This window comes from Streptomyces sp. NPDC101178 (assembly GCF_044767965.1).
GTDB lineage: Bacteria > Actinomycetota > Actinomycetes > Streptomycetales > Streptomycetaceae > Streptomyces.
This window is the reverse complement of record NZ_JBIWOZ010000002.1, coordinates 915,766-934,004: the sequence shown is the minus strand read 5'-3', so window position 1 is coordinate 934,004 and position 18,239 is coordinate 915,766. Positions and strand designations below refer to the sequence as shown.

The 18,239-nt window shown below is 71.5% G+C and carries 12 protein-coding genes and 2 pseudogenes; 10 read left to right on the top strand and 4 right to left on the bottom strand.

What is annotated here, in order from left to right:
• The first annotated feature begins 7 nt into the window (after positions 1 to 7).
• From ACIRR8_RS08285 to ACIRR8_RS08265, 5 genes are all read left to right on the top strand, one after another.
• Positions 8 to 1,288, top strand: a complete 1,281-nt coding sequence (locus ACIRR8_RS08285) for an extracellular solute-binding protein (protein WP_404060518.1) — start codon at positions 8 to 10, stop codon at positions 1,286 to 1,288.
• 136 nt (positions 1,289 to 1,424) lie between these two features.
• Positions 1,425 to 2,375 (top strand): carbohydrate ABC transporter permease, encoded by a 951-nt coding sequence (locus ACIRR8_RS08280; RefSeq protein ID WP_404060516.1) that lies wholly within the window; start codon positions 1,425 to 1,427, stop codon positions 2,373 to 2,375.
• A 31-nt stretch (positions 2,376 to 2,406) separates the two neighbouring features.
• Complete coding sequence (locus tag ACIRR8_RS08275; protein WP_404060513.1) at positions 2,407 to 3,318, top strand: carbohydrate ABC transporter permease; 912 nt, start codon at positions 2,407 to 2,409, stop codon at positions 3,316 to 3,318.
• Positions 3,319 to 3,352: 34 nt separating this feature from the next.
• The gene (locus ACIRR8_RS08270; protein WP_404060510.1) at positions 3,353 to 5,161 is read left to right on the top strand and encodes a glycoside hydrolase family 43 protein; all 1,809 of its coding nucleotides are present in this window, start codon (positions 3,353 to 3,355) and stop codon (positions 5,159 to 5,161) included.
• Between the two features lie 77 nt (positions 5,162 to 5,238).
• Entirely contained in the window at positions 5,239 to 6,291 is a 1,053-nt protein-coding gene (locus ACIRR8_RS08265; RefSeq protein WP_404060507.1) for a LacI family DNA-binding transcriptional regulator, read from the top strand.
• A 90-nt stretch (positions 6,292 to 6,381) separates the two neighbouring features.
• Here the strand turns inward: ACIRR8_RS08265 and ACIRR8_RS08260 are convergent.
• Positions 6,382 to 6,816 (bottom strand): annotated as a pseudogene (locus ACIRR8_RS08260) (AbfB domain-containing protein); the annotation flags it as partial.
• Between the two features lie 60 nt (positions 6,817 to 6,876).
• Positions 6,877 to 9,204, bottom strand: a pseudogene (locus ACIRR8_RS08255) (AbfB domain-containing protein); the annotation flags it as partial.
• A gap of 361 nt (positions 9,205 to 9,565) precedes the next feature.
• Between ACIRR8_RS08255 and ACIRR8_RS08250 the strand changes: the two are divergent.
• The 4 genes from ACIRR8_RS08250 to ACIRR8_RS08235 all read left to right on the top strand — a co-directional run bounded on the left by ACIRR8_RS08250 (position 9,566) and on the right by ACIRR8_RS08235 (position 14,749).
• Positions 9,566 to 10,843, top strand: a complete 1,278-nt coding sequence (locus ACIRR8_RS08250; protein WP_404060504.1) for a Pycsar system effector family protein — start codon at positions 9,566 to 9,568, stop codon at positions 10,841 to 10,843.
• Between the two features lie 137 nt (positions 10,844 to 10,980).
• Positions 10,981 to 11,805, top strand: a complete 825-nt coding sequence (locus ACIRR8_RS08245; protein WP_404060502.1) for a hypothetical protein — start codon at positions 10,981 to 10,983, stop codon at positions 11,803 to 11,805.
• 54 nt (positions 11,806 to 11,859) lie between these two features.
• Complete coding sequence (locus ACIRR8_RS08240) at positions 11,860 to 12,552, top strand: class F sortase (protein WP_404060499.1); 693 nt, start codon at positions 11,860 to 11,862, stop codon at positions 12,550 to 12,552.
• A 175-nt stretch (positions 12,553 to 12,727) separates the two neighbouring features.
• Positions 12,728 to 14,749 (top strand): thioredoxin domain-containing protein, encoded by a 2,022-nt coding sequence (locus ACIRR8_RS08235; protein WP_404060496.1) that lies wholly within the window; start codon positions 12,728 to 12,730, stop codon positions 14,747 to 14,749.
• 53 nt (positions 14,750 to 14,802) lie between these two features.
• On the opposite strand, the gene ACIRR8_RS08230 is transcribed toward ACIRR8_RS08235, so the two are convergent.
• Complete coding sequence (locus tag ACIRR8_RS08230) at positions 14,803 to 15,534, bottom strand: hemolysin III family protein (protein ID WP_404060493.1); 732 nt, start codon at positions 15,532 to 15,534, stop codon at positions 14,803 to 14,805.
• A gap of 209 nt (positions 15,535 to 15,743) precedes the next feature.
• Between ACIRR8_RS08230 and ACIRR8_RS08225 the strand changes: the two genes are divergently transcribed.
• A complete protein-coding gene (locus ACIRR8_RS08225) occupies positions 15,744 to 17,570 on the top strand; it encodes a phosphoenolpyruvate carboxykinase (GTP) (protein ID WP_404060490.1) in 1,827 nt (608 codons plus the stop codon).
• 265 nt (positions 17,571 to 17,835) lie between these two features.
• Here ACIRR8_RS08225 and ACIRR8_RS08220 read toward each other — a convergent pair whose 3' ends face one another.
• On the bottom strand, positions 17,836 to 18,231 hold the full coding sequence (locus tag ACIRR8_RS08220) for a hypothetical protein (protein ID WP_404060488.1): 396 nt from the start codon (positions 18,229 to 18,231) through the stop codon (positions 17,836 to 17,838).
• Between the last annotated feature and the right edge of the window lie 8 nt (positions 18,232 to 18,239).

Here is an 18,239-nt window from a genome sequence, read left to right as displayed (position 1 = left end):
GACCACCATGGGCCGTACGCGTGCCCGCAGAACCGCCGCGGCGCTCGCCGCCGCCGTCGCGCTCGTCGCCGTCCCCGCCTGCGGCTCGGGCGCGGGGGAGTCGGGCGGGAAGATCACGTTGACCGTCGCCACGTTCAGCGACTTCGGCTACAAGCCGCTGATCGAGGAGTACCGCAAGAGCCACCCCGACATCGTCGTCAAGGAGCGCATCTCCCAGTTCGACCAGCACCACAACCAGCTCTCCACACAGATCGCCTCCGGCAGCGGAGCCGCCGACGTCGTCGCGATCGAGGAGGGTTACCTGCCCAAGTTCCGTTCGGTGAAGGACAAGTTCACCAACCTCGCCGACCATGGAGCGGCGGAGCGCAAGAGCGAGTACCTCGGCTGGAAGTGGGAGCAGGGCACCCTCGGCACCAGCGACTTCGTCATGGGGTACGGCACCGATGTCGGCAGCCTCGCCATCTGCTACCGCAAGGACCTCTTCGCCCAGGCCGGCCTGCCCACCGAGCGCGACGCGGTCGGAAAGCTCTGGCCCACCTGGGACGACTACTTCGCCACCGGGGAGACCTTCCGGGCGAAGGTCAAGGACAAGGCGTGGTTCGACAGCTCCGGCAACATCTTCACCGCGATGATGAACCAGACGCGGTACGGGTTCTTCGACGCGGACGACGCCTACATCGGCAGGACCAACCCGAAGGTCGGCGAGTTCTTCCGCGCCACCGCCGACGCCACGGCCGACCAGCAGTCGGCCAACCTCCAGCCCTTCAGCCAGCAGTGGAACGCGGGCATCAAGCAGGGCCGCATGGCCACCATGACGTGTCCCGCCTGGATGACCGGCCAGATCAAGACGGCGGCGGGCGAGGCCGCGGCCGGCAAGTGGGACATCGCCACGGTGCCGGGCGGCGGAGGCAACTGGGGCGGCTCCTTCCTCGCCGTACCGAAGCAGAGCAAGCACGTGAAGGAGGCCGCGGAGCTGGCGGACTTCCTCACCTCCGCCGCCTCGCAGAAGAAGATCTTCACCGGCCCCGTCGGGGCGCTGCCCTCCCTCGTCTCCGTCCTGGACGACCCGGAGGTGCAGGGCGCCGCGCAGCCGTTCTTCAGCGACGCCCCGACGGGCAAGATCTTCGCCGCGTCGGCCAAGAGCCTCCAGCCCAACTACCGCGGCACCAAGGACCAGCAGGCCCGCATCCCGTTCGGCAACGCGCTGCAACTGGTCGAACAGGGCAAGGCCGACCCTCAGGAGGCCTGGGACAAGGCGCTGAGCGAAGCGGACAAGAACCTCCGCTGACCGGGCCGTCCCCGACCTGACCATCCCTGACCGGCCGGGAACCCCACCGACCGGCCCCGGCGGCGGGCCCCTCCCCGGGCTCGCCGCCACCCCGGGCCCACCACCACCCCTACGCGACCCTCATCGGAGAACGAGCATGGCGCTCCCGCTCCGCACCACCCCGGGCCGGACGGCGAACGGACACCGCACCGGCCGGCCGCCCGTCCGGCGGCAGCTGCTCCCGTATCTCTTCATCGCCCCCTTCTTCGTCGTCTTCGGGATCTTCGGGCTCTACCCGCTGATCCAGACCTTCTGGGTCTCCCTGCACGACTGGGACCGGCTCGCCGGGCCCGGCGGATGGGTCGGCGCCGACAACTTCACCCGCCTGCTCTCCGACTCCGACTTCTACACCGCCACCTTCAACACGCTCAGCATCTTCGTCCTCTCCACCGTCCCGCAGCTCCTCGCCGCCCTCGCCCTGGCCTGGCTCCTCGACCGGCACCTGCGCTCACCGAGCGTCTGGCGCGCGCTCGTCCTGGTGCCGCAGTACGTCTCCGTCGTCGCGGTCGCGCTCGTCTTCTCCCAGCTCTTCGGCCGCGACTTCGGCATCGTCAACTGGGCCCTCGAAGGGCTCGGCATCATCAGCGCACCCGTCGACTGGACGGCCGACACCTGGAGCTCGCACCTCGCGATCAGCTTCATGGTGATGTGGCGCTGGACCGGCTACAACGCGCTGATCTACCTGGCGGCCATGCAGGCCGTCCCGCGTGCCCTGTACGAGTCGGCACAGCTCGACGGCGCCGGACGTCTTCTGACGTTCCGAAAGATCACGCTGCCCGCCATCCGGCCCACCGTCGTCTTCACCGTCGTCATCTCCACCATCGGCGGCCTCCAGCTCTTCGCCGAACCCTTCCTCTTCGATCAGCAGGGCAACGCGGAAGGAGGCGCCGAGCACCAGTTCCAGACGCTGACGCTGATGCTCTACAAGTACGGCTTCATCAACAACGACGCCGGATACGCCTCCGCCGTCTCCTGGGTGCTCTTCCTCGTCATCGCGCTCGTCGCCGCGGTGAACTTCCTGCTCGCCCGCCGTTCCGGCCGCAACTGACCCGGTCACCGAGGTCATCAGGAGAACACGCATGGCTGTCACCACACCCACCCGCCTCCCGCCCGCACGGCCCGACCGCCGCGAGGGGCGGCCACGGGCGTTGCTGCGCAGGGTGCCCCGGCGCCCGGACCAGGCGGGGCCCGTCGCGTACGGCCTGCTCGCCGCCGTCATCGCGGCCTCCGTCTTCCCGCTCTACTGGAGCTTCGTCGTCGCCTCCCACGACGACAACTCCGTCCTCGCCGGCTCCACCCCGCCCCTGGTCCCCGGCGGCCACCTGATCGAGAACATCCAGCGGGTCTTCGAGCTCTCCGCGTTCTGGCAGGCGCTCGGCAACTCGCTGATCGTCGCCTCCACCACCGCCGTCTCCAACGTCCTGCTCTCCTCGCTCGCCGGATTCGCCTTCGCCAAGCTGCGCTTCCCGGGCCGCAACGTGCTGCTGGTCTGTGTGGTCATCACCGTCATGGTCCCGACCCAGCTCGGCATCATCCCGCTGTACATGCTGGTCACCGACATGGGCCTGTACGGGAAGCTCGCGGCGCTCATCGTGCCCGCGCTGGTCTCCGCCATCGGCGTCTTCTGGATGCGCCAGGCCATCGAGGAGAACATCCCGGACGAACTCATCGAGGCCGCCCGCATGGACGGCGCCGGGCTCCTGCGTACGTACTGGCACGTCGTCGTCCCCGGCGTACGGACCACCGCCACGGTCCTCGCCATGTTCACGTTCATGTTCGCCTGGAACGACTACTTCTGGCCGCTGATCGCGCTTCCGCCCGAGAACGGCACCGTACAGATCGCCCTCAACCAGCTCGCCGCGGGCTACTACACCGACTACACGCTGATGCTCGCCGGCGTCGTGGTCTCGGTGCTGCCCGTCCTCGTCGTCTTCACCCTGCTGGCCCGCCGGATCGTCTCCGGAGTGATGGCCGGCGCGGTCAAGGGCTGACCCGGCCCGCCACCCCACGACCAACGGAGTACCCATGACCGCCGTGCAGCGCCTCCGCGACCCGGAACGCCCCCGGGACAAGCGCGGGGGCCCCACCCGGCCGACCGACTCGCGGGCCGCGACGCCGGAGACGTACGGGACGATCGTCAACCCCGTACTGCCCGGGTTCCACCCCGACCCCTCGATCCTCCGCGTCGGTGGCGACTACTACCTCGCCACCTCCACCTTCGAATGGCTGCCGGGCGTCGCCGTCCACCACTCGCGCGACCTCGTCCACTGGCGTCCGCTCGGCGGGCTGCTGCGCGAGGAGCGCCTCATCGACCTCACCGGACGCCCGGACTCCGGCGGGGTCTGGGCGCCCTGCCTCTCGTACACCGGCGGGCTCTTCCACCTCGTCTACAGCGATGTCACCAACCTCTCCGGCGCCTTCAAGGACGTCCGCAACCACGTCGTCACCGCGCCGTCGCTCACCGGCCCCTGGTCCGAGCCGGCCCCCTTTCCCTCGCACGGCTTCGACCCGTCCCTCTTCCACGACGACGGCGAGGGCGGCGACGGCCGCAGCTGGGCGCTGTGGATGGAGTGGGACCACCGGCCCGGCCGCCATCCCTTCGGCGGGATCCTGCTCCAGGAGTGGGACCGCACCGCCCGCCGGGTCACCGGCCCGCTCCACCGCATCTTCACCGGCACCTCCCTCGCCCACACCGAGGGGCCGCACCTCTACCGCCGCGACGGCTGGTACTACCTGCTGACCGCCGAGGGCGGCACCTCCTGGGCGCACGCCGTCACCGTGGCCCGCTCCCGGCAGTTGACCGGCCCGTACGAGGCCGATCCCGCCGGTCCGCTGCTCACCGCCCACGGGCACGAGGATCTGCCGCTCCAGAAGGCCGGCCACGGCAGTCTGGTCGCCACCCCGGCCGGCGAGTGGTTCCTCGCCCACCTCATGGCCCGCCCGCTCAGCCCGCTCGGCGCCTGCGTCCTCGGCCGGGAGTCGGCGATCCAGCGCATCGAATGGAACGACGAGGGCTGGCCCCGCCTCGGCGGCGCACCGCCCGTCCCGGCCGGCGGTGCGGCCCTGCCCCGGCCCGTCGTCGCGGGACCGGCCCTGGCACCGGACCCGCTCCCGGCCGAACCCGAGTGCGAGATCTTCGCGGGGCCGGAGCTGGGCCCCGCCTGGGCAACCCTGCGCCGCCACCCGGACCCCTCCTGGCTCAGCCTCACCGAAGACCCCGGCCGGCTCCGGCTGCGCGGCGGCGAGTCGCTCGGCTCGACCCACCGCCAGAGCCTGGTCGCCCGCCGCCAGCAGGCCCACGACTTCACCTTCGCGACCCGGCTGCACGCCGATCCGTGCTCACCGCTGGAGATGTCCGGCCTGGTCCACTACTACAACTCCACGCTCTGGCACTACCTCCACCTCACCCGGGACGAGGAGCTGGGCCGGGTCCTGCGCGTCGGAGTCTGCGACCACGGCCACTACACCGAACCGTGCGACCCGGTCCCGGTCGGCGACGGCCCCGTCGAGCTGCGGCTGACCGGCCGGGGCGCCCGTGCCCGGTTCTCCTGGCGCACCGGCCCGCACACCGCCTGGCAGACGATCGGCCCCTGGCTGGACACCACCCGGCTCTCCGACGAGAGCGCCACCCGGGGCGACCCGGCCACCGGGCACTTCACCTCCTGGGGGTTCACCGGCGCCTTCGTCGGGCTGTGCGCCCAGGACCTCACCGGCGCGGGCGCCACGGCCACGTTCTCCTGGGCGGAGTACCGACAGCCGGGCGACGAGCGGCCGGAGCCCTGGCACCCCGGCGACGAGCGGCCCGGTGGCGCCGACCGCCCCCACGGAGGGTGAACGCGTCCCCCGGCCCCCGGCCGCTACGCTTCCCCGGACGGCAGCGGAGATACGACGAGGCGGAACGGGCGGCAGGGATGACGGCGGACACGGCGGACAGCACCGGCGCCGGCGGCAGAACCACGCTCAGCGCCATCGCCTCCGTGGCCGGGGTCTCCGTCTCCACCGTCTCCAAGGTCCTCAACGGCCGCTCCGACGTCTCCGCCGGGACCAAGGAGCGCGTCGAATCGGTCATGGACGACCTCGGTTACGAGCGCCGCCCGACGCGCCGCCGGGGCAGCGTGATCGACCTCGTCCTCAACGAGCTCGACAGCCTCTGGTCGGTGGAGATCCTGCGCGGTGTCGACGAGGTCCTCGACGCGGCGGGCGCCGGCATGGTGGTCTCGGCGGTGCACGGCCGCAGCGCCAACACCCGCGAGTGGCTCGACCAGCTCGCGGCCCGCCGCAGCAACGGGGCGATCCTCGTCGTCTCCGAACTCACTCCGCAGCAGCGCAAACGCCTGGTCGCCATGGACATCCCGTTCGTCCTGGTCGACCCGGTCGGCAGCGTCGACGCCCTGGTGCCGACGGTCGGCGCCACCAACTGGGCCGGCGCGGTCAGCGCCTGCGAGCACCTCATCGGCCTCGGCCACACCCGGATCGCCCATCTGGCCGGTCCCCGCCAGCTGTTGTGCAGCCGGGCGCGGGCCGACGGCTTCCACGCCGCGATGGAGCGGGCCGAACTCCCCGTGCCCGAGGCCTGGGTGGCGTACGGCGAGTTCAACGACCGTTCCGGACGGGCCGAGATGGCGCGCCTGCTCGACCTGACCGAGGCCCGCGGCGAGAAGCCGCCGACCGCGGTCTTCGCCGCGAGCGACCTCCAGGCGCTCGGCGCCTTCGAGGTGCTCCGGGACCGGGGGTTCGCCATCCCGCAGGACGTGAGCGTCGTCGGTTTCGACGACCTGCCGGTGGCGCGCTGGACCCACCCTGCCCTGACCACCGTGCGCCAGCCGCTGCTGGAGATGGCCGCGATGGCGGCCACCACCCTGCTCCGGATCATCGACGGCGAGCACGTGGAGAACCTGCGGCTGGAGATGGCGACCGAGCTGATCGCCCGGGCCAGCACCGCTCCGCCGCGACCGCAGTCCTGACCGCAGTCCTGATGGCACTCCTGACGGCACGAGGCCCGTACCGCGAGGAACATCGCGGTACGGGCCTCGGCTGTTCCGGCCCTCGGCGGGTCAGGGCGCCCAGGGAGCGGCGAGCGTCCAGCTGCTGTCCGCGGTCAGGGTCTGCGGCCGGTTGAAGCCGTCGCCCGCACTGCCGGAGGCGATGTACACCGCCGAGTCGAAGTGGCGGAGGTACGAGCCCGGAAGGTTGATCGACTCGAAGGTGACGCCGGTTCCGCCGACCCCGGGCCGGGCGCAGAAGGTGGCGTCCTGGCGGTAGAGCGCCGTGTTCTCGTTCGGCGCGTTGCGTACCCGGCTGTCGGCGTGGCGCAGGAACTGACCGGGGAAGTTCACCGACTCGAACGAGTAGCAGGACGAGTCGGCCAGTCCGCGCCGCACGGTGTACGTGGCGTCCTGCTTGAGCGCGGCGCTGCTGCCCGCGCTCACGACCTCGGTGTACGCGAGGCTGTCGGCGTGCCGCAGATACCGGTCGGTGTGCCCCCACGTGGTGACCCGCAGCGAGCGGCGTACGTCGGTCGGGAGCACGACGGAGCTGCGCCACAGGGCCGGCTCGGTGGTGTTCCAGGTGGCGTCGGCGGCGAAACCGGCAGCGGTGTCCCAGGAGTTGGGGCCGCCGCTGCGGGCCAGGTACACGTTGTCGGCATGGTGCCGGAGGTAGGAGCCGCGGAAGTTGTACGACTCGTACGTGGTGCCGCCGGCGGCGAGGCCGGCCCGGGCGCACCAGGTGGCGTCCGCGGCGAACGGGCCGCCGGTGTTCGCGTCGACCCGCACCCGGCTGTTCGCGTGGCGCAGGTAGCGGCCGGGCTGGTTGACCGACTCGAAGGAGACGCAGCGCGGGTCGGCGAGACCGGCCACGGTGCGGTACGAGGCGTCCTGGCGGGCGGTGTCGGACGAGGCGGGCGAGAGGACGTCGGTGCGGGCCGCCGAGTCGGCGTGGCGCAGATAGCGGTCGGTGAAACCGGGTGTGGTGACCCGGAAGGAACGGACGTGGCCGAGGGTGTGCTGCGGCGTGGAGTTGAGGTTGCGGGAGGCGCCGATCAACGCGCCGTGTGCCGACCGTAGTTGGTTGGTGTCGACCTTCTGGACGCGCCGGTCGTAGGTGAGCAGCCCGTTGTACTCGCCTTCGACGTCGGTGATCTCCGTGTAGACGTACGCGGAGACGCCCTTGGTGGTCATCAACTGCTGCACGTCGCGGACCATGCCGGTGTAGCGGTCGTTGAGCTGGGCGTTGCTGAAGACCTGTTCGTAGGCGAAGAACCTGTTGTCGGGGCTGTACTCATGACCCGGTGTGCGGAGTCCGATGCCGCCGAACTCGCCGAGTACGGAGAACCGGGTGGCGGTGGGGCGTGGTGCGTCCGGGCCGGTGTAGACGTGCCAGTCGAGCATGTCGCCGTTGCCCGGGTCGCCCTTGGAGACGCAGCAGTTGTAGCCGCTGTGGGCGTTCATCAGCCGGGACGGGTCGTAGTTCTTCAGCTCGTCGGCGATACGCCGGGTGGCGTTCAGGTCCCACTCGCCCCAGCCCTCGTTGAACGGGACGTAGGAGATGACCGCCGGGGAGAACCGGTGTTCGTCGATGATCTCGCGCGCCTCGGTCTCCAGTTGGGAGATCTGGGCAGGGCTGCGGTTCTGGTCGAAGGCCGGGGTGGAGGGGATGTCCTGCCACACCAGCAGCCCGAGCCGGTCGGCGTGGTAGTACCAGCGGGCCGGCTCCACCTTGATGTGCTTGCGCACCATGTTGAAGCCGAGTTCCTTGTGCTTCTGGAGGTCGAAGGCGAGGGCCGCGTCGGTGGGCGCGGTGTACAGGCCGTCGGGCCAGTAGCCCTGGTCGAGCGTGCCGATCTGGAAGACGAACTCGCCGTTCAGCGTGGGCCGCAGGACCCCGTCGACCATCTTCTTGCCGACCTCGCGCATCCCGAAGTAGCTGGTCACGCTGTCGACGGCGGCGCCGGAGGCGTTGCGCAGGGTCACCCGCAGGTCGTACAGGAACGGGTCGTCGGGCGACCAGTGCCGGGCGTTCGGCACGGGTACGGAGAACTCGGTGAAGCCGCCGGTGGCCTCGCCGACCACGGTGGCACCGGACAGCGCCTCGGCGCGGACGGTGTGGCCGCTGACGTTGCCGCGGGTGAAGACCCGCACGCGGGCGGTGCTGGTCGCCAGATCGGGCCGGATGTCGACGGAGTAGAGCGAGGAGGCGGGGGTCGGCTCCAGCCAGACGGTCTGCCAGATGCCGGAGTTGGGCGTGTAGAAGATCCCGGTGGGGTTGTTGGTCTGCTTGCCGACCGGCTGCTTCTCACCGCGCCCGTCGGTCGGGTCGTAGACGCGCACGAGCAGCTCGTTGGAGCCGGCCCGCAGCTGGGGCGTGATGTCGACCTCGAACCGGTCGTAGCCGCCCCTGTGCGTGGTGACCTGGGTGCCGTTGACCCAGACGGTGGCCTCGTAGTCCACCGCGCCGAAGTGCAGTTGGACGCGCTGGCCGTTCCAGCTCTGCGGGACGGTGAAGGCGCGCTTGTAGAACATCAGGTCGCGGTTGTCGTTGCGCATGATGCCGGACAGGGCCGACTCGACCGGGTAGGGCACGAGGATGCGCTCGGGCAGGGTCTGGCCGAACGGCGGCGCGGCGTTCCGGTTGACGTTCCCGGAGCCGTCGACCGGCGGGTTGAGGAACTCCCACTCACCGTTGAGCGACTGCCAGGCCTGCCGCGTCATCTGCGGTCTCGGATAGTCCGGCAGCGGGTTGGTGGTGGACACCTGACCGGTCCACGGCGTGGTCAACGGCGGCGGTTTGGGTACGACGGCGGCGGTGGCGGTCCCGGTGAACAGCGGGCCTCCCACCATCACCAGCAGGGCCACCAGACAAGCGACGACGCGTCGCATCGATCTCCTCCAGGCAGGACGGCGCGCGGAGTGAGGCGCGACGCCCCGGCGGAGTGAGCCGTGGCAGCGTGCGGCATTCCGTGCGGGGTTGGACGTGCGGGGAAACGCGGGGAGGGAACGCCCATGTCCGGCCCCTTGAAGGGGAGTTGGGACTGGGGCACGGGGAACGTAACACGAGACATACTCAAACGGAATCGCTCAGGAACACCCAATAATCAAACGTTTCCCACCATGCGACGAGAGGGCGTCCGGAACGCGCGGCAGTCGCGCCGACACGAAAGCCTCACCGGCGTCGTCCAAGGACGTGCGGGGGTCGCCGGGCTTCCGCCACGGGCGGCCGGCGGCGAAGGAGGCGGGGGCGATGCGGGGTACGGACGGGTGGGGGCTGGCCGTGGACATCGGCGGGGCCTTCGTCAAGGCGGCCTACTGGGACGGGTACGGCGAGGTCGGCACGCTGCCGGTGCTTCCGGCGACGGTCCACCGGGATCTGGACGGGCGGCTGCTGACGGGACCGGAGGCGGTCCGGCTCGCCCGGACCGCTCCCGACCGGGCCGAGGCGATGCCCGCCCGCGCCCTGGCCGGCCAGGACGGCCTGCTGCTGGGCGGAGAGCCGGCCGCCCCGGCGGAGCTGGTGACGGCCCTGTTGGCCAGAGTGGTCCAGGACGCCGGACCGGGGTCCGGCCGGGCGCGGCCGGACGCGCTGACGCTGATCGTGCCGACCGGCTGGGGCGGGACGGAACGCGCTGTGCTCGCGCGCGCCGCCGTCGCCGCGGGCCTGCCGGAGCCCGCCTGGCTGCCGGCCCCGGTGGCCGTGGCGGCGGGCTGGGCCGCGCGCCGTCGGGCGCCCGACGGCGCACGGGTGGCCGTCTGCGACGCGGGCGGCACCGGGCTGCGATGTGCCCTGGTCGACCTGGACCGGTTCGCGTACGAGGCCGGGGACGAGGTGGCGTGCGGCGGCGCGGATCTCGACGAGGCGCTCTTCCGGCTGGTGGAGGGCCGCGCCCGGGCGGCCGGGCCCGAGGGGTGGGAGCGGCTGCTGAACGCCGAGGGGCCGGAGGGCCTGCGGGCCCGGGCGCAGCTGCGCGAGGACGTGACGGGCGTGCGCGAGGCCCTGGCGGCGACGACGAGCGTCCCCTTCGTCGTACCCGGCCTCGGTGCGGAACTCCTGCTGCGGAGAGCGGAGTTCGAGGAGGCGGCCGACGAGCCGCTGGCCCGGGCGGGCGACGCTCTGGCGGAGCTGCTCGCCACCGGCGTACCACCCGAAGCGGTGCTGCTGGCGGGCGGTGCGGCGCGGACGCCCCGGCTCGCGGAGCTGCTGGCCCGGGCGGCGGGCGGCCGGCCGGCCTGCCTCCTCGTGGCCGCTGTGGTGAGCGCGGTCCTGGTCCTGATGCCCCGGATGAGAGCGCGGAAGGTACGCGACGAAGTCGCCGCCGACTTCGTCTACTTCGGCCACCTGCGCCTCTGGGATCCCGTACGCCTGGCCGAAGCCCTGCACCAGGACGTGCTGCCCGTGGTCACCCGGTCCATCGTGGTCAACAGCCACATCGCCTGGCGCAAACACTGGCTGCTCCGCCTGTCGATCGTCCTGGCCCTGGCCGGCGGTCTCCTGCTCCTGCTGGCCCTGATGCTCAGGCGCTGAGGGCCGAGGAGGCGTACACGCAGGGAATTTTGTCGTGGCCAGACCAATCCTTCCCGTGACCGGCACCGAACACAGGACATCAGCGACCGCACGCGGCTCCGGTCCCGATCGGAACCGCCGGAAGGGGATGTGTTCTTGTGATAGCCCGTCGTACGACTCGCCTCACCGCACTGCTCGTCGTGCCCGCCGCGCTCACTCTCGGCGTCGCCGTACCCGCCTTCGCGCACGAAGGCCACGCCGGAGCCACGACGAAGGCCGCCGACGGCGACACGTACCAGATCGACCTGGAACCGCTGAACGACTCCGGCGCCACCGGCGCCGCCCTGGTCACTCTCGACGGCACCAAGCTGACCGTGAAGATCGACGCCCGCGGCCTGGTGCCCGGACAGCCGCACGCCCAGCACATCCACGGCTCCACCGACGGACACGACTTCCGCTGCCCCGACAAGAGCGCCGACAAGGACGGCGACGGCATCGTCACCACGGCCGAGGGGCTGCCGACGTACGGGGACATCAACATCTCCCTCACCACCAAGGGCGACACGTCCAAGGAGAGCGGGCTGGCCGTCGACCGGATGCCCGTCGCGGACAAGGACGGCAAGCTGACGTACTCCCGGACCATCACCGTCTCGCAGGACGTGGCGGACCACTTCAAGGACCTGCACATCGTGCAGCACGGCATCGACCGCAACAACGACGGGAAGTACGACTTCGGCGCGGGCAAGAGCGAACTCGACCCGAAGCTTCCCCAGGAGGCCACCGCCCCGGCCAACTGCGGCATGGTCAAGGGCGCCGCCGTCGGCTCCGTGCCGGTGGGCGGCGTCGAGACCGGCTCCGCCACCACCGCGGGCGTGGAGTCGCCCGGCCTGCTGGCGGCCGGGGGCGCGGCCGTCCTCGCGGCCGGCGGACTGTTCGCCGTGCGCCGCCGGACGCGGACCTCGGACGTCCGGCACGAGGGCTGACGTACGACCGCTCCGCACGCTGGGCAACGGCAAGCAACAGAGACAGGTGAGGCGATGAACGGCACACCCGACACACCCGACACGGAGGAGCGCCGCGGGACACTCCGGCGGCGACGTGTCCCGCTCATCGCCGCTATCGCCCTGCTCCTGACCGGCGGGCTGCTGCTGGCCCTGGGAACCAGCCGCCAGCAGCCCGCCCCGCCGCCCGCCGCGAACAAGGGCGGCCCGGCCGCCGCCACCCCGGCCGACCCCCGGACCGAACCACCGTCCGGGGCGCCGCGCGCCGAATCCCTGCCCCCCTCCCGCCCGGTGAGCATCACGATCCCGTCCCTCAAGGTCACCTTGGACCTGGAACAGCTCGGGCTGGGAAAGGACCGAGCGATGGAGACACCGAAGGACCCGGCCAAGGCCGGCTGGTACCGCCCCGGAGTCACCCCCGGAGCTCTCGGCCCCTCGATCATCGCGGGGCACGTCACGTGGGACGGCGCACCAGCAGTCTTCTTCAAGCTCACCGAACTCGACCCCGGCGACCGCATCGACGTCAGACGCGCGGACGGCACGACCGCGGTCTTCACCGTCGAGCGCACCGCCGTCTACCCCAAGAACGAGTTCCCGACGGTCGAGGTCTACCGCAACCTCGACCACGCCGGCCTCCGCCTCATCACCTGCGGCGGCGACTACTCCGAGGCCGACAGCCGCTACGCCGACAACGTCGTCGTCTACGCCGCCCTGACCGGACAGACCTGACCGAGGAACAGGGCGGGGCCGGACGGCACCCGGGTTCATGGTCCTGGAGCCGGCCCACTGTCCGCCGTTGCCGGTCCGCCCGGCTTCGGCGGTGCACCCCCGTCCCACCTGCCCGTTCGCCTTCCGTCCCGTGGCGCGCGGGTGTCGTGGAGGCGGGTGCGCGAGGATTGGGGCCATGGCCAACCGACTTACGCAGACCACCTCCCCGTACCTGCTCCAGCACGCCGACAACCCCGTCGACTGGTGGCCCTGGTCGCCCGAGGCGTTCGAGGAGGCCAGGAAGCGGGATGTGCCCGTGCTGCTCAGCGTCGGATACGCCTCCTGCCACTGGTGCCACGTCATGGCGCACGAGTCGTTCGAGGACAAGACCGTCGCTGCCTACCTCAACGAGCGGTTCGTCGCCGTGAAGGTCGACCGGGAGGAGCGGCCCGACGTCGACGCCGTGTACATGGAGGCCGTGCAGGCGGCCACCGGGCACGGGGGGTGGCCGATGACCGTGTTTCTCACGCCGGACGCCGAACCCTTCTACTTCGGGACCTACTTCCCGCCCGAGCCCCGGCACGGCTCGCCCTCCTTCCGGCAGGTGCTCGAAGGGGTGAGTGCCGCGTGGACCGATCGGCGGGAGGAGGTCGCCGAGGTGGCCGGGCGGATCGTTGCCGACCTGGCCGGGCGGTCGCTGGCGCATGGCGGTGACGGGGTGCCGGGGGAGGCGGAGGTGGCACAGGCGCTGCTCGGGTTGACCCGGGAGTACGACGAGCAGCACGGCGGGTTCGGGGGTGCGCCCAAGTTCCCGCCGTCCATGGCGGTGGAGTTCCTGCTGCGGCATTACGCCCGTACGGGAGCGGAAGGCGCTCTTCAGATGGCCGCCGATTCCTGCTCCGCCATGGCCCGGGGCGGGATCTACGACCAGCTCGGTGGCGGGTTCGCCCGCTACTCCGTGGACCGGGAGTGGGTCGTCCCGCACTTCGAGAAGATGCTCTACGACAACGCGCTGCTCTGCCGCGTGTACGCCCACCTCTGGCGGACCACCGGGTCCGAGGAGGCCCGCCGGATCGCCTTGGAGACCGCCGACTTCATGGTGCGGGAGCTTCGTACCACCGAGGGCGGCTTCGCCTCCGCGCTCGACGCCGACAGTGAGGACGCGGACGGCAGGCATGTCGAGGGTGCCTTCTACGTGTGGACCCCCGCGCAGCTGCGTGCGGTGCTCGGTGAGGAGGACGGGGACTTCGCCGCCGCGTATTTCGGGGTCACCGAGGAGGGCACCTTCGAGGAGGGTGCTTCTGTTCTTCAGCTCTCCGGTGACGCGCGGCCCGTGGATGCCGGGCGCGTCGCCGACGTACGGGCCCGGCTGCTGGCGGCGCGTGAGGAGCGGCCGCGTCCGGGGCGGGACGACAAGGTGGTCGCCGCCTGGAACGGGCTCGCCATCGCCGCCCTCGCCGAGACCGGGGCCTACTTCGACCGGCCCGACCTCGTGGAGCGCGCCACCGAGGCCGCCGATCTGCTGGTCCGGGTCCATCTCGGTGAAGTCGCCCGGCTGACCCGGACCTCCAAGGACGGGCGCGCGGGTGACAACGCCGGGGTGCTGGAGGACTACGGCGATGTGGCCGAGGGGTTCCTCGCGCTGGCCGCTGTGACGGGTGAGGGGGCCTGGCTGGAGTTCGCCGGGTTCCTGCTCGACGTCGTCCTGGAGCAGTTCACCGGCGAGGGCGGGCAGCTCTACGACACCGCGCACGAGGCGGAGAAGCTCATCCGGAGGCCGCAGGATCCGACCGACAGCGCCACTCCGGCCGGGTGGACAGCCGCTGCGGGGGCCCTCCTCTCGTACGCCGCCTACACCGGGTCCGAAGCCCATCGTGCCGCCGCAGAGGGTGCGCTCGGTGTGGTCAAGGCGCTGGGGCCGCGTGCGCCGCGGTTCATCGGCTGGGGGCTCGCCGTCGCCGAAGCGCTGCTGGACGGGCCGCGTGAGGTGGCCGTCGCCGGGCCGGTCGGCGGTGAGCTGCACCGTACGGCGTTGCTCGGCCGGGCGCCGGGGGCCGTTGTCGCGGCGGGTGAAGGGCCGGGGGCCGGGGACGAGTTCCCGCTGCTGGTGGACCGGCCTCTGGTGGGCGGTGCGCCGACCGCGTACGTCTGCCGGCATTTCGTCTGTGACGCGCCGACCACCGATGCGGGGGAGTTGGCGGTGAAGCTCGGCGGCTGAGAGCAGAGAGGCGCCAGGGGCCGGCCGTCGCGTGCGGCCGGCCCCTGTACGTCCTAGCCGTGCTGGTACGCCACCAGCGAGATGCCCACGTAGTGCGCCACGAACGCCGCCAGCGTCAGCGAGTGGAAGACCTCGTGGAAGCCGAACCAGCGCGGCGACGGGTTCGGCCGCTTGATGCCGTAGATCACGCCGCCCGCGCTGTAGAGCAGCCCGCCGACGATGACCAGCACCAGGACCGCGATGCCGCCCGTCCGCATGAAGTCGGGCAGGAAGAAGACCGCGGCCCAGCCCATCGCGATGTAGCACGGCGTGTAGAGCCAGCGCGGGGCGCCGACCCAGAAGACCCGGAACGCGATGCCCGCCGCCGCTGCCGCCCAGACCGCCCAGAGCAGCGGCCGTCCGGTGGATTCCGGCAGGAGCAGCAGGGTCAGCGGGGTGTAGGTCCCCGCGATGATCAGGAAGATGTTGGCGTGGTCCAGGCGGCGCAGCACCGCCTCACCGCGCGGGCCCCACGTGCCGCGGTGGTAGACCGCGCTCACGCCGAAGAGCAGGCACGCGGTCGCGATGTAGACGGCGCACGCGATCCGGCCGCGGGTGCTGTCGGTGAGGGCGATCAGGGTGATTCCGGCGATCAGCACCGCCGGGAACATGCCGGCGTGCAGCCAGCCGCGCATCCGGGGCTTGACGGGAACGGGGTCGAGTTCGACAGGGCCTGTGGTCGCCCCGGTCGGGCCCGGGATCGCCCCGACCGGATCGGTGGTCGCGGCGGCAGCGGCGTCAGTCATATCCGCATGCTACCTACGCAACCGTAGGTAACGAATATAAGTGGCCATGCTCACGTGTGAGGCCCCCTGGACAGATGGGCGAAACGGTCGGATGATCAAATGAGTGCGGTCGGCACCGGATGAGCGCCAGGGGATCGAAGGGTACGAAGCATCCGGGTCGCAGCCCCCACGGGGCACCTGACAACACCCACCCTCATCAAGGAGCGATCGTGGCGCGCGACATCGCGGCTCCCCTCACTGTCCCCACCCACCACCAGGAGCTGATCTCCTGGGTCGACGAGATCGCAGCCATCACCCAGCCCGACCGGGTGGTCTGGTGCGACGGCTCCGAGGCCGAGTACGAGCGCCTGTGCGGGGAGCTCGTCGCCAAGGGCACGTTCACCAAGCTGGACGAGATCAAGCGGCCGAACTCGTACTACGCCGCGTCCGACCCGAGCGATGTCGCCCGCGTCGAGGACCGTACGTTCATCTGCTCCAAGGAGGAGAAGGACGCGGGCCCGACCAACCACTGGAAGGACCCCGCCGAGATGCGGGAGATCTTCACCGGTGAGGACGGTGTGTTCCGTGGGTCCATGCGCGGCCGCACCATGTACGTCGTCCCCTTCTGCATGGGGCCCGTCGGCTCGCCGCTCTCCGCCATCGGCGTCGAGATCACCGACTCCGCGTACGTCGCCGTCTCCATGCGCACCATGACCCGCATGGGCCAGGCGGTCCTGGACGAGCTGGGCACCGACGGCTTCTTCGTGAAGGCCGTCCACACGCTCGGTGCCCCGCTGGCCGAGGGCCAGGAGGACGTCCCGTGGCCCTGCAACACCACCAAGTACATCTCGCACTTCCCCGAGGACCGCGAGATCTGGTCGTACGGCTCCGGCTACGGCGGCAACGCCCTGCTCGGCAAGAAGTGTTACGCGCTCCGCATCGCCTCCGTGATGGCCCGCGACGAGGGCTGGCTCGCCGAGCACATGCTGATCCTCAAGCTCACGCCGCCGCGCGGTGAGTCGACGTACGTGGCCGCCGCGTTCCCGTCCGCCTGCGGCAAGACCAACCTCGCCATGCTGGAGCCGACCATCCCCGGCTGGACCGTGGAGACCATCGGCGACGACATCGCCTGGATGCGGTTCGGCGAGGACGGCCGGCTCTACGCGATCAACCCGGAGGCCGGGTTCTTCGGTGTCGCGCCCGGCACCGGCGAGCACACCAACGCCAACGCCATGAAGACCATGTGGGGCAACTCCGTCTTCACCAACGTGGCGCTGACGGACGACGGTGACGTCTGGTGGGAGGGCATGACCGAGGAGGCGCCCGCGCACCTCACCGACTGGAAGGGCAACGACTGGACCCCGCAGTCCGGGACGCCCGCCGCCCACCCCAACGCCCGCTTCACCGTCCCGGCCGGGCAGTGCCCGATCATCGCGCCCGAATGGGAGGACCCGAAGGGCGTGCCGATCTCGGCCATCCTCTTCGGCGGCCGCCGCGCCTCCGCCGTACCGCTGGTCACCGAGTCCTTCGACTGGCAGCACGGCGTCTTCCTCGGAGCCAACGTCGCCTCCGAGAAGACCGCCGCCGCCGAGGGCAAGGTCGGCGAGCTGCGCCGCGACCCGTTCGCCATGCTGCCGTTCTGCGGCTACAACATGGGCGACTACATGAACCACTGGGTCAAGGTCGGTGCGGACAAGGCCGATCAGTCGAAGCTCCCGAAGATCTACTACGTGAACTGGTTCCGCAAGAACGACGCGGGCAAGTTCGTCTGGCCCGGCTTCGGTGAGAACAGCCGCGTGCTCAAGTGGATCGTGGAGCGCCTGGAGGGCAAGGGCGAGGGCGTCGAGACCCCGATCGGCATCCTGCCGGCCAAGGGCGCACTCGACACCGAGGGCCTGGACCTCTCCGAGGCCGACCTCGACTTCCTGCTCACGGTCGACAAGGAGGTCTGGCGCGAGGAGGCCGCCCTGGTCCCCGAGCACCTCGACACCTTCGGCGACCACACGCCCAAGGAGCTGTGGGACGAGTACCGCGCGCTGGTGGAGCGGCTGGGCTGAGCCCCGTACGACCGCTCCGAGCCGCGTACGGCTCGGACCCCTGAACCCCGCGGCCGGGTCCATCGGAGATCCGCCCTGACCTGTGGAATCGACGATCCGCCGCGGTACGGGGCCTGTCGTCGCAGACGGCCCCCGGGTGTCCCCGACCAAGGACGCCCGCCCGGCCCCCGGAACCCCCTCACGGTTCCGGGGGCCGGCCTCGTTCTCGGGGGAGGACGTCGTGGCGCCCGGTCCGCGCGCCCTGCCGGCACGCGGACCGGGGCCGTCAGTGGGCGCCGACCAGCTGCTCGGCGGCGGTGGAGGCGAGGGCCTCGGTGTGGGCGTCCATCCGCTGCGCGGAGAGGATCGCGGCGGTGGTGTCGGCGCGCGACGCGGCCACCACCAGCGCGCGGCCCGCCAAGGCGTGTGCGCGGCGGTGCAGGGACGCCGGGGCGGCGTCGGTCAGGGCCGCGTGCCGGGCGGGCGGGGCGCCGCGCAGGCGTGCCACCTGCTCGGCGATGCGGTCGCCCGCCGGGCCGAGGCCGAGTTCGTCGGTGACCGCGAGGAGCGCGGCGAGATGCCCCGCGAGCTGGATGTCCAGCTCCTCCTCGCGGCTGCGGTGCGGAAAGTCCGCGTCGTCGGCCGGGCTGTGGACCGATGGGGTGCGGATCGGCTCGTACATGGATGGCC